This window comes from Streptomyces violaceus (assembly GCF_036014075.1).
In the GTDB taxonomy this organism is placed as follows: domain Bacteria; phylum Actinomycetota; class Actinomycetes; order Streptomycetales; family Streptomycetaceae; genus Streptomyces; species Streptomyces violaceus.
The window spans coordinates 898258-909805 of record NZ_CP107911.1 but is presented as its reverse complement, the minus strand read 5'-3'; the positions used below and the strand labels follow the sequence as shown (position 1 = coordinate 909805).

General features: G+C 70.9%; 12 protein-coding genes. 5 read left to right on the top strand and 7 right to left on the bottom strand.

Annotated features, from left to right (window positions below; all coding sequences use genetic code 11):
* Nucleotides 1-191: 191 nt before the first annotated feature.
* Nucleotides 192-1037, top strand: a complete 846-nt coding sequence (locus tag OG542_RS04235) for a TIGR02452 family protein (protein ID WP_328408322.1) — start codon at nt 192-194, stop codon at nt 1035-1037.
* On the opposite strand, the gene OG542_RS04230 is transcribed toward OG542_RS04235, so the two are convergent.
* Genes OG542_RS04230 through OG542_RS04220 form a run of 3 tightly spaced genes read right to left on the bottom strand, consistent with a single transcriptional unit; the run spans nt 1022 to nt 3111 of the window.
* The gene (locus OG542_RS04230) at nt 1022-1468 is read right to left on the bottom strand and encodes a type II toxin-antitoxin system PemK/MazF family toxin (RefSeq protein ID WP_328408320.1); all 447 of its coding nucleotides are present in this window, start codon (nt 1466-1468) and stop codon (nt 1022-1024) included. The two genes, OG542_RS04235 and OG542_RS04230, sit on opposite strands and share 16 nt — an antisense overlap.
* A 42-nt stretch (nt 1469-1510) precedes the next feature.
* Nucleotides 1511-1666, bottom strand: coding sequence for a hypothetical protein (locus OG542_RS04225; protein WP_328408318.1), 156 nt, complete (start codon nt 1664-1666; stop codon nt 1511-1513).
* A 20-nt stretch (nt 1667-1686) separates the two neighbouring features.
* Nucleotides 1687-3111 carry an amidase gene (locus OG542_RS04220; protein WP_328408316.1) on the bottom strand — a complete coding sequence of 475 codons (1425 nt, stop codon included), beginning with the start codon at nt 3109-3111 and terminating at the stop codon, nt 1687-1689.
* 215 nt (nt 3112-3326) lie between these two features.
* On the opposite strand from OG542_RS04220, the gene OG542_RS04215 reads away from it, so the two are divergent.
* The 3 genes from OG542_RS04215 to OG542_RS04205 all read left to right on the top strand — a co-directional run bounded on the left by OG542_RS04215 (nt 3327) and on the right by OG542_RS04205 (nt 6389).
* Nucleotides 3327-4715, top strand: coding sequence for a glycoside hydrolase family 43 protein (locus OG542_RS04215; RefSeq protein ID WP_328408314.1), 1389 nt, complete (start codon nt 3327-3329; stop codon nt 4713-4715).
* A 201-nt stretch (nt 4716-4916) separates the two neighbouring features.
* The gene (locus tag OG542_RS04210) at nt 4917-5447 is read left to right on the top strand and encodes a hypothetical protein (RefSeq protein ID WP_328408312.1); all 531 of its coding nucleotides are present in this window, start codon (nt 4917-4919) and stop codon (nt 5445-5447) included.
* A gap of 144 nt (nt 5448-5591) precedes the next feature.
* Nucleotides 5592-6389, top strand: a complete 798-nt coding sequence (locus tag OG542_RS04205) for an inositol monophosphatase family protein (protein WP_328408310.1) — start codon at nt 5592-5594, stop codon at nt 6387-6389.
* A 368-nt stretch (nt 6390-6757) separates the two neighbouring features.
* On the opposite strand, the gene OG542_RS04195 is transcribed toward OG542_RS04205, so the two are convergent.
* The 4 genes from OG542_RS04195 to OG542_RS04180 all read right to left on the bottom strand — a co-directional run bounded on the left by OG542_RS04195 (nt 6758) and on the right by OG542_RS04180 (nt 10407).
* On the bottom strand, nt 6758-7666 hold the full coding sequence (locus tag OG542_RS04195) for an SDR family oxidoreductase (RefSeq protein WP_328408308.1): 909 nt from the start codon (nt 7664-7666) through the stop codon (nt 6758-6760).
* Between the two features lie 218 nt (nt 7667-7884).
* Nucleotides 7885-8364, bottom strand: a complete 480-nt coding sequence (locus OG542_RS04190) for a MarR family winged helix-turn-helix transcriptional regulator (RefSeq protein WP_328408306.1) — start codon at nt 8362-8364, stop codon at nt 7885-7887.
* Nucleotides 8365-8375: 11 nt separating this feature from the next.
* Nucleotides 8376-9437, bottom strand: a complete 1062-nt coding sequence (locus OG542_RS04185; RefSeq protein ID WP_328408304.1) for an alkene reductase — start codon at nt 9435-9437, stop codon at nt 8376-8378.
* Nucleotides 9438-9501: 64 nt separating this feature from the next.
* Nucleotides 9502-10407 carry an NADP-dependent oxidoreductase gene (locus OG542_RS04180; RefSeq protein WP_328408302.1) on the bottom strand — a complete coding sequence of 302 codons (906 nt, stop codon included), beginning with the start codon at nt 10405-10407 and terminating at the stop codon, nt 9502-9504.
* Between the two features lie 295 nt (nt 10408-10702).
* Here OG542_RS04180 and OG542_RS04175 point away from each other — a divergent pair, with 295 nt between their 5' ends.
* On the top strand, nt 10703-11257 hold the full coding sequence (locus OG542_RS04175) for a TetR/AcrR family transcriptional regulator (RefSeq protein WP_184590081.1): 555 nt from the start codon (nt 10703-10705) through the stop codon (nt 11255-11257).
* Nucleotides 11258-11548 lie beyond the last annotated feature (291 nt).

Sequence of the window (11548 nt, the reverse complement as noted above, 5' to 3'; positions counted from 1 at the left end):
ACAAGGGGGCGAACCAGGGCGTTCCGGGCCGGTCATCCGGGCCGCCCGGGAGTTTCCCGGCGCTTTCCCCGGCGTTCTCCGACGGCGAAAACTCCGTTGCGCCGCGGATCCGGCATCACCCACGATGCCTGCGTGAGCACGACAAGCAAGACCGCGGGGCGCGCGGTCACGGCGCGTACGGGGGTGGCGCCGTGAGCGCGCGCCTGCGCGATATCGCGCGGCAGACCGAGCAGATCGTGGCGGCGGGGACCTACCGGGCGCCGAACGGCCGCGAGGTCTCCATCGCCGGGGAACTCCGGGCGGCGCGCGAGGGCACGCGCCTGTACGGGCCGGAACCGGTACCGGTGCCCTCCGTTCGGGTGACACAGGCACAGGCACAGGCACAGGCACACGCACAGACGCGGATCGAAGTCACGGGCGAGAGCAGCCTGGAGGCCGCCCGCCGGCTCGGCGGGGACGTGGCCGTGCTGAACTTCGCCTCGGCCCGCAATCCCGGCGGCGGCTACCTGAACGGCGCCCAGGCCCAGGAGGAGGCCCTGTGCCGGGCCTCCGCGCTGTACACCTGCCTGCTCCAGGCCCGCGCGTACTACGACCACCACCGCGCCCACCGCGACCCGTTCTACACGGACCGTGTCATCCACTCACCCGCCGTCCCCGTCTTCCGCGACGACCGCGGCGGGCTGCTGGACGAGCCGTACACCGCCGGCTTCCTGACCTCGCCCGCGCCCAACGCGGGCGTGGTGCTGCGCACGGCACCCGAACGGGTTCCCGAGCTGCCGAGGGCCCTGGCCGTCCGGGCCGAACGGGTCCTGGAGACGGCCGCCGCCCACGGCTACCGCAGGCTCGTACTGGGCGCCTGGGGCTGCGGGGTGTTCCGCAACGACCCGGCCCAGGTGGCGGGGGCGTTCCGGGCGCTGCTGGAGCCGGGCGGCCGGTTCGCGGAGACCTTCGAGCACGTGGTGTTCGGGATCCTGGACCGGACGCGGGACCAAGCGGTGCGGGGTGCCTTCGAGAAGACCTTTCAGGTCCAGCCGTAGCGTTCCTGCAACCGGCGTCTGACCAGGTTGAACCGCATACGGTCCAGCGCGCAGGCCTCCCGGCGCATGCCGTCCTCGTGCAGGCGCAGCACCCGGTCCACGCCGACCCACGACTCCCGGCCGGACCGGTCCCACGGCCCGCTGCCGATCGGCACCCACTCCCGATCGCCGACATGCGGCTTGCTGGACAACTGCACAGCGAGGAACGTCCCCGAGGGCTCGCGGGCGACCACGAGCAGCGGGCGGTCCTTGCCGCGCCCGTCGTTCTCCTCGAAGGGCACCCAGGTCCAGACGATCTCGCCGGGGTCGGGGTCGCCGTCGTATGCGGGTGAGTACTCCGTGCGTACCCTGCCGACCGCGCGAGGGTCGGCTTCGGTGGTGGCGGTGGGGCCGTTGCGGCCCGGGGCGTTCCGGTCGGTAAACGTGCTCACGGGGGCACCCTAGAGGCTGCCCCCGTGACCGCGCCCGACGGGTCACTCGTCGTCCATCGGCACCTTCCGGGCCGGCCCGTTGAGCGGCGAGGTCTCCTTCGGTACCTCCCAGCTCTGGTTCATCGACGCGAGCAACCGGCGGGCCAGGCCCAGCCCGGTGCCGCCCATGGTGAGCGCCTTGGCGAACATGTCCGCCATGACAGACGGCGTACGGTCGCTCAGACGGCGGCGGAAGGTGCCGTGACCGGCGGCGACGGCCACTTCTCGAACCAGCGCAGCTCCGCCTCCAGTTGGGCCGCCACCTGCACCAGAAGCGGCTCGCTGTCGGCCGGCCCCAGCAACTGCGCCCCGACGGGCAGGCCGTCCGCCGTGAACCCGGCGGGCACGTTGACCCCCGGCCAGCCCAGCACGTTCCACGGCCAGGCGTACGGACAGGCGGCGATCATCGCGCGGTCGGTGGCGAAACCGCTGAGTTCGAGCAGGGCGCCGATGCGGGGCGGGGGAGCGGCGGTCGTGGGCGCGAGGACGACGTCGTACGAGGTGAAGAACCCTCCGATACGGCGGTGCAGGACGGCCTCCGCGCGCCGGGCCGCCCGCAGCGGGGCCCCGCCGAGCAGCCGGCCCAGCCGGGCCGCGTCCCTGGTGCGCCGGTCCAGCAGCGCCGGGAAGGGCGCCTCGCCCACCCGCTCGGCGATCCCGGCCGTCGCGCGCGGCACGAAGGTCAGCCCGATCTGCCCGTACGGCGGGTCCGCCTCCTCGACCGTGTGCCCCAACGCGGCGAGCCGCTCGGCGAGTTCGACGATCCGGGTCCGGACTTCGGGACGCAGACGGGCGGGCACCGCCGTGAACGGCGGCTTGAGGGAGAGCGCGATCCGCAGGCGCCCGGGATCGCGGCCGACCGCCGCCGAAGCGTCGACGGCCGGGGGCCGGTGCGGGTCCTGCGCGTGGTTGCCGCTCGCCGCGTCCAGCAGCAGGGCCGCGTCGGCGACCGTACGGGCGAGGGTGCCGTTGACGGTGATGCCCTGGAAGGACTCGCCGCGCGGCCAGGTGGAGACCCGGCCGCGCTGCGGTTTGATGCCGACCAGATGGGTCCACGCGGCCGGGATCCGCACCGAACCGGCGCCGTCCGAGCCGAGCGCTGCGGGTACGAGTCCGGCGGCGACCGCGGCGGCCGAGCCGCCGGACGAGCCACCGGGCGTGTGGTCCGTGCTCCACGGATTGCGGGTCGCGCCGAAGGCGGGCCCCTCGGTGAAGGGCCACTGCCCGAACTCGCAGGTGTTGGTCTTGCCGACGATCACGGCCCCGGCCGCGCGCAGCCGCCGCACCGCCTCGCCGTCCTCGGTGACCGGCGGGAACTCCCCGCAGCAGCCGAAGGCGGTCGGCTCGCCGGCCACGTCCATGTCGTCCTTCACCGCTACGGGGACGCCGAGCAGCGGCTTGCGCACGCCCGTGGCCAGCTCCCGGTCAGCCGCTTCGGCCTCGGCGAGCGCGGCCTCGGCCCGGACGATCCGGAAGGCGTTGAGGCTGCCCTGCGTCGCCTCGATCCGCGCCAGCGTGAGCTCTACCAGGGCGCGGGACGTCACCTCCCCGGCGGCCAGCGCACGGGCGGTCTCCGACAGGCCTGCGGCGCGGTCGAGCGTCATGCGGACACCTCCGGAAGCGTGTGGTCTACCGAACGGTAACGTCCGGTGGCCCGGTGGCGGAACGGCGGCGACGGGGTGGATGTTCACCGATCCCTTCTGGGCTCTGCGGCTCTCGTACAAAACCATTGACGCACTTCTGCCTCAGCTCTACCTTCTGACCGACTTTCCGAACCTTGTTCGGTATTTCGACCCTCTGAGTCGAGAGCGAGCCGCACATGATCCCCCGACCCGTCGCCCCCTCCCGCCGTACCCTGCTGCGCGCCCTGGCGGCCCTGCCCGCCTCGGCGCTGCTGCTCGGCGAAGCACCCGGACTGCTCGGCAGCGCCATGGCCGCCGCACCCCCGAACGGCTCGGCCACCCGCTACACGATCGTGCCGTTCCTCAACAGCGACGACGGCACGGTCAACGTCTACCAGTCGGACGACGCCACCGACTTCCGGCTGCTGCGCTCCTCCGCGTACACGCCACCGGCGAACCGGATCCGCGACGCGAGCGTCCTCAGACACACCGACGGCTTCTACTACGTCACCTACACCACGCGCACGTGGCAGGACACCAGCAGGACCATCGGCTTCGCCCGCAGCTCAGACCGCGTCAACTGGACGTTCCTGTACGACTACACCGTCCCCCTAGCGAACCTCTCCCGCGCCTGGGCGCCCGAATGGTTCGTCGACAGCGACGGCAGCGTCAACGTCATCGTGTCCTGCTCCACCACGAACGCCGAGTGGATCTTCACGCCGTACCGGCTGAGAGCCACGAACTCGGCTCTCACAGCGTGGAGTTCACCGGTGGCGCTCTCCGGCATCGGCGCCAACCACATCGACACGTTCATCGTGAGGATCGGTTCGACGTACCACGCCTTCCCGAAGAACGAGACGACGAAGTACATCGAGTACGCCACCGCCTCGAACCTCACCGGCCCGTACACGATCCGCAGGACCGGCGACTGGGCGGGCTGGGGCAGCTACCGCGAGGGACCCGCGCTGGTGCAGCTCGACAACGGCGGCTGGCGGATCTTCTTCGACGGCTACGGCGACGGGAACTACTACTACAGCGACAGCCACGACACCTTCGCCACCTGGTCGGCACCGGCCGCACTGCCCGCGATCTCCGGCACGGCCCGGCACTTCACGGTCGTCAGGGAAACGGTCTCAGGCGGCCCGAGTCTGCCCCGGAACACCACCCGCTCCTTCCGGTCGGCCAACTACTCGACCCGCTACTGGCAGCAGCAGTCCGCGCTCCTCAACCTGCCCGTGGTCAGCGGCTCCAGCACCACCGCCGAGAAGCAGGCCGCCACCTTCACGGTCGTCGCGGGCCTCGCCGACGCGAACGGCTGCTCCTTCCGCGACGCGGCCGGCAACTACCTGCGCCACTGGGACTTCCGCGCCCGCTTCGACCCGAACGACGGCACGAGCACGTTCGCCAAGGACGCCACGTTCGTCCTCCGGACCGGCACGGCGTCGGGCTCCGTCCGCTTCGAGTCGTACAACTACCCGGGGCACTACCTGCGCCACTACGCCTACCAGCTCCGCGTGGAACGCTCGAACGGAACGGACCTGTTCCGGCAGGACAGTTCGTTCGTGCCGGTGGCTGCTTGGGCCTGAGCTGCATCACGGATGACCTGGGCGGTTGTCCTGGGGGTAACGGAATACCTCCGTCCGCATCTGGTCAGCGCGAGCGTCATCAAGGGCCGACCGGGCGCGCGAGGACGTTCCTGCTGGCCATGAAGGCGTGCGCGGGCGCGCCATCCGGGCCCATGGCCACCACCAAGACCGCCGCCAGTACCGGCCGATAGCCTGACCAGCATGAGTGACGGCATCGCGTGGATAGGCGCACACCACCCCACCCCTTCATCGGCCGTGGCCGGCATGCTCGGTGGCATCTCGCTGACCCTGGCCCGAGGCGTGGAGACGGACGAGTTCCTCATCAACCTGGGCGCCGACCTCGACGAGCTGGCCGCGCGCACCCCGTGCAGGGAGCTGCGCGCGCCGGCCGGGCAGCCGGGCCGGCCCTCCCCTCACCTCAACCGCGCCATGTACGGCACGTGCGGTGAGTGGACGTACGTGCTGGAGGACTGGGGCATGGCAACCTGGGCGACCGGCTACCAAGGCAAGGCCGAGTCGATGCTTCCCTGCGAGGGCGAGGAGATCCTCTGCCTGACCGCCAACCGTTTCAGCACCCCGGCCCTGATCATCCATGCGCCCGATGCCTGCGCGTACCGGGTTGATTTCGGCACCGACACCGGGCAGGGCTCGGCCCTAGATGCCGCCCTCAGCGCCGCGGGCGCGGTGTTCCCGTCGATGCCTGCGGCCAGTGAGGCCGAAGTCGTCGCGTAACCGGTAACGCCGACGCGCCGGCCGTCAGGCTTCGTCACCAACGTCCTCGGGGGGCGTCCGGGTCACGCAGCGGGCGCAGGCCCTGGCCCGGGCCGAGGGAAGGTTCGCCGGGGACGGTAGCTACGCCTCGATAGTCTGCACGACGTGATCAACTCATACCTGAGTTCCGATGCTGAAGTCGCGATAGCCGCAGCGCGTGCCGGCGCGGACGTGGTCCGCGACATGTACGGCCAGTGGCTCCCCCGCATCGACAAAGCTGCCGGGGATTTCGCCACCGCCGCCGATGTGGAGGCCGAGGAGGTGATCCTCGACGTCATCCGTGCCGCCCGGCCCGATGACGCGGTGCTCGGCGAGGAAGGCGGGCAAAAGGGCGCCGCCGACGCTGTGCGCCAGTGGCTGGTGGACCCCCTGTGCGGCACGCTGAACTACGCCGTCGGCAACATGCTGGTGGCCGTCAACGTGGCGCTGCGCGATGGGGCAACAGCGGTGGCCGATCCGTTCAACGGCGAGGTCTTCTTCACGGACGGGGAGACCGCCTGGGTGCGGCATGACAGGGCCGACGACGCCCTGCTGACGCCTACGCCGGCCACCCGATTGGTGGACGTCAACCTGGATCCGCCGTTCCCGAGTGCGCCGGGCTTCCGGGCCGTGGATCTGCTGGCCCACCCTGAGTTCGTCGAGCGTTTCCGGCCGCGGGTCGTGTCCACGACCCTGGCCCTGGCCTGGGTCGCTGCCGGCAAGCGCGCCGCGTATGTCACCGATGGCGGCGACCTCTCCAAGAGCGTGCACTTCGCCGCTGGCATCGCTTTGTGCCGGGCTGCCGGCTGCACGGTCACGGGGATCGACGGCGCTCCGATCGGTGAGACAGGCCGCGGGCTTGTGGTCGCCGCCGACAAGGAGACCCACGGGCTGCTGATGTCGATGATCCGCAGCCGCAGCTAGTGCTGTGACCGCCTGGGTTCGCCGGGCTGGGTCAGGCTGCTGCTTGCAGGGGCCTGCCGCCCCAGCGGATGCCCTTCTCACCGTGGATCCGGGCACGTTCACGACGTCGGGCTGCGAGGACGTCTGGATGGCGGCGTTGGTGTTGCGCCATCGCAGGGGGCGTGGAGGGCAGGGTCTGTGAGGTGTGGTTGCGGAGCGTGGAGGCCGCAGCGGTGCGGACAGTCGATATGAAGCGCAGCCTCAAGAAGCTGGAGGTCTCGGAACAAGGTCAGCGTGGCGAGGCGGCGCCTTGAGCTGGGCAATTGTGCTGAGGGATACGGAACCTCCCTCTGCTTCCCTGATTTTCCCGGGAGTCCCGGCCCGGCTCCTCACTGGTGCTGCGCTGTGCCCAGCTCGTCGGTGAACCGGGCCAGGGCCTCCTCGGCCGTGGGGGCGGGGCCGAACAACTGCTCCTGGCGGCGGGGGTCGGCGACGTAGCGTCCGCTGTCGAACCAGGCGAACATCGCGGCCATGTCCTTGACCAGGGGCATGAAGCGGCCGGCGACGGCTCCCACGGCGCGGGCGACGGCGGAAGGGACGGCCCACACCTTGATCTTCTTTCCGGCCCGGTGGCCCATCAGGTCGGCCACCTCGCGCATGCTGACCGGACGGTCCCAGCCGATGTCGATGCGCTCACCGCTGTCGGCCTCGGCGTCGACGGCGGCCGCCAGGTACGCCGCGAGATCGGAGGTGTGGACGAAGGTCAGCGAGGCGGTGGCCTTGCCGATCCACATCAGGCGGCCCTTGTCGATCGGGTCGCCCGCCATGCTCGCGACCTGGTCGACGAACGCCCCAGGGCGCAGTGCGACGAACGGGACGCCGAGCTGTTCGAGCTTGTCCTCGGCGATCTTCTTGTGCCAGAAGTGCGGGACTTGGGGCGTCTGGTCGCTGGTGAGGATGCTGGTCAGGACGAACCGCCGGATGCCGGCGCGGTGGGCGGCCTCGGCGAGGTTGGCGTTGCCGACGGTGTCGATGTCGTGCGCGTTCTTGCCGCCGCGGGTGTAGCCGGCAGCGGTGGTGATGACGGCATCGGCGCCGTTCATGGCGGCGACGAGCGAGCCGAGGTCGAGCATGTCGCCGCGGGCGATCTCGACACCCCGGCTTTCGAGCCTGCTCGCGTCGGTGGTCGGCCGGACCAGGGCGCGGACGTTCTTGCCGCGCCTCAGCAGTTCGTCGACGACCTTGCCCCCGAGGGAGCCGGTCGCGCCGACGACGAGGACCGGGAGAGTGGTGGTCATGGGGGTCTCACTTTCCAATCAGGTCAGTAATGGGGGGCCCGGACGAGTTCCGCCTGCCCGCACCGGGACCGCTCGCGCTCACCCATGTCGCTGAGGCCCCGCAACCGCCCGTTCGCCCGGGCCCTCGTGGGCCGACTGTGCCGCGGCACAGTCCACTTCGCGGGAACACCGGAAACGATGTGCGTTCCAGGCCGGAACGGGGGGGGAGCCAACGGGAGTTACTCGGACTCTTCCCGCGGAAGAGCGCGGCTGTTGATCGCGTCGGCGATGGCGTAGGCGGTGCGGACGAAGGTCTCTGCCTGCTGCGCCGACAGGTTCAGCGCGGAGGTCTCCTCCAGGGCCCGCCACATGGCTGCCAGGGGCTCGCGCATGGCACGGCCCTTGTCGGTGAGGTGGACGACCATGACACGCCGGTCGTGCTCGGCCGGCTCGCGGATGAGCAGGCCCGCGTCCTGCATGCGGCGCAGGGACTTGGAGACGGTGGAGTGGTCCAGGCCGACGCTTTCGAGCAGCTCGGACTGGGTCTGGCCGTCCCGGTCCAGGAGTTGCATCAGCAGCAGTTCCTGTCCGGGATGCAGGTCCATCTCGCGGAGCATGGCGGCGGCGCGGGCACGGTGAGCGCGGGCGAGCTGGAAGATCGCGTAGCTCATCGGCCCCTCGCTGGCCGTGGCGGGGATGCGGGGTGTGGGGGCGGGCATGGTTCGGTTCCTCAGACGGTGTAGGTGGGGTAGTCGGTGTAGCCGGCCACTCCGCCGCCGTAGAAGGTCGCCGGGTCGGGGGTGTTCAGCGGCGCGTCAGAGCGTAGCCGCTCGACCAGGTCCGGGTTGGCCAGCGCGAGGGCGCCGACGGAGACGAGGTCGGCCGTGCCGTGGTCGATGTCCTTGGCGCGGGTGGGCAGGTCGGTGCCGGCCCGGTTGAGGATCAGCGTGGCCGGCCACAGCGTGCGCAGGGTGCCCAGCAGCGCGTCGTCGCCCGCGTGGAGGACGTGGAGGTAGGCGAGGCCGAGCGGGCTGAGGGCACGCAGGAGCGCCGGATACAGCTCGGCGGTGTCGGACTCGGCGATGTCGTTGTAGGGGTTGCCGGGGGAGATGCGCAGGCCGGTGCGGTCGGCGCCGATCTCGTCGGACACGGCAGCGGCGACCTCGACGGCGAAGCGGATGCGGTTGTCGAGGGAACCGCCGTAGCGGTCGGTGCGCTGGTTGGTGTTGCCGGACAGGAACTGGTGCACCAGGTAGCCGTTGGCGGCATGGATCTCCACTCCGTCGGCACCTGCCGCGACGGCAGCAGCCGCTGCGCGGCGGAAGTCCTCGACGGTCGCCGCCACCTCCTGCGTCGACAGAGCACGGGGCGTCGGCATCTCCTGGGGCCCGGACGCGGTGAACATCGTGCCCTGCGGCCGGATGGCCGAGGGGGCGACCGGCCGGCGCCCGTGGGGGGTGTTGTCGGGGTGGGCGATGCGGCCGGTGTGCATCAGCTGGATGACGATCCGGCCGTCGGCCGCGTGCACGGCATCGGTGACCTTGCGCCACCCGGCGATCTGCTCGTCATCGTGGATGCCCGGGGTGAGGAGGTAGCCCTGGCCGTCGGCGGACGGCTGGGTTCCCTCGGTGATGATCAGCGCGTGCGAGGCCCGCTGGGCGTAGTACTCGGCGTTCAGCTCGGTCGGTACGCCTTCGGGAGTGGAGCGGTCACGGGTCATGGGGGCCATGACCAGGCGGTGCGGGAGGGAGATGTCACCGATGGTGGTCGGTGTCCACAGGGCGTTCAGCATGAGTGGTCCTTCGGTTTGGTGACGGCCGAGTGATGATCGAAACAGGAGGGAAAGGCGGGCGTGATCAGTCGAGGGTGAGGACGAGCTTGCCCCGGACATGCCCGGCGTCGCTGACCTGCTGGGCAGTGGCGGCCTGGTCGAGCGGGTAGGCGGTGACGGTCGTGACGACCTTGCCGGTCGCGGCATCCTGCGCCAGCGCGGCCAGGCGGGCGGCCGAGCGTTCCTGGCCACCGCTGGCGAAGGTGATGCCGAGCTGGTGCGCGCGGAAGTCGGCGATGGTGACGATGCGCTCGGTCCCGCCCCGCAGGGTGATGGAGTCCTCGAGGGCTCCCTTCCCGGCCAGGTCGAACACCGCGTCCACGCCGTCGGGGGCGAGCGCCCGGACCCGCTCGACCAGGCCCTCGCCGTAAACGGTCGCGGTGGCGCCGAGCGAGGTGAGGTACTCCTGGTTGGCGGGGCCGGCGGTGCCTATGACACGCGCTCCGCGGGCTGCGGCGACCTGGACCGCCAGGGTTCCGACCGCTCCGGCCGCGCCGTGCATCAGCACGGTCTCCCCGGCGGTGACGCCCAGCAGGTTCAGGACCCGCTCGGCCGTCTCGCCCGCCACCGGCAGCGCGACCGCGTGCTGCCAGTCGAGGCCGGCGGGCTTGGGGGCCACGGTGGTGGCCAGCGCGTACTCGGCGTACGAGCCGGTGTCCGACCAGCCCAGAACCTCGTCGCCGACCCGCACGTCCCGCACGCCCTCGCCCAGGGCGTCCACCACGCCGGCCAGCTCGTGACCGGGGACGGAGGGGAGCGGTGTGGGGAACACGGCCTCCAGTGCCCCGGAGCGGATCTTGCCGTCCAGCGCGTTCAGCCCGGCTGCCTTGACACGGACGCGGATCTGCCCGGGGCCGGGCCGCGGGACCTCGATGTCCGCCTCGCGCAGCACCTCCGTGCCTCCGAAACGGTCGAACAGGATGGCTTTCATGACGACTCCTCTCGTGTCGCCACTCATTTAGGTGGCTGGACACATAATCAACGTAACAGCAAACATGTGGCTAGCCAAGTAATTACTCTCGCCCCGCGTCGGCACGCGGTACTCCCGGGGAGGGGTCGGCCTCGGATGACTTACGGTGAGCTGGGCGGAGTAGATGGCGGCATGCGGCTACGCGCCGCTGGCCAGTGGACAAGGCAGGGGAAGCGTGACGTCACAGCGCGGAAATCAGTCGGCGGTAGCCGCCCGGGGTCGTACGGCGGCCGGTCGGGCTCCGGGTCCGCGTGCGGTGGAGATCCGGAACGCTGCCCTCGTCCTGTTCGCCGAGCGCGGGTACGCCGCCACCACGATGGCCGACATCGGCGAAGCGGTGGGGATGCGCGGGCCGAGTCTGTACAAGCACGTGGGGTCCAAGCAGGAACTGCTCACCCAGATCATGACCGGCACGATGGACGACCTGCTGCGGAATCACCGCGCCGCCGTCGCGGGATGTGAGGACGTGGTGGAGCGGCTGCGCCGGGCCGCCGAGGCTCATGTTCGGTACCACGCCCGGCACCGCCTCGAAGCGTTCGTGGGGACCCGGGAGATCCGCAGCCTGGAGGAGCCCCACCGTACGGAGGTCCTTGAGCGGCGTGCCGCCTACGAGCAGGCCTTCCGGACGTTGCTCGGCGAAGGCGTGCAGGCCGGGCGCTTCAGTGTCACCACGGTGAAGCTGACCTCCTACGCGATCCTGGATCTCGGGATGGGCGTGCCCGTCTGGTATCGCGAGGACGGTGACCTGACGGAAGATCAGGTCGTCTACCAGTACGGCGACTTCGCCCTGCGGCTGGCCGGCGCGCGCTGACGCGATGGAGAGTGCCCGTTCGAGCGGAGCACACTCCGCGTGAACCGAATCCGGTTCAAAATTATGAGTGGCCACGCTGTGTCGTCGCGGTGACCGTGCCGCGCGGTATGTCGGTGACCCGAGTGGTGGTACCGCTTGAAGTCACTGCAGGTCAATCGCATCGCGTGCTCAGCCTCCATTCCGGTTCTCGACCCTCACCTCAAGAAAATCTCCGCACCGGGCTAGCTGTACTGAGTTCAGTTCTGTAGCGTCCCGGGCGTCGGCAGGTACGGGACCGTGCCGGGAAGGAGA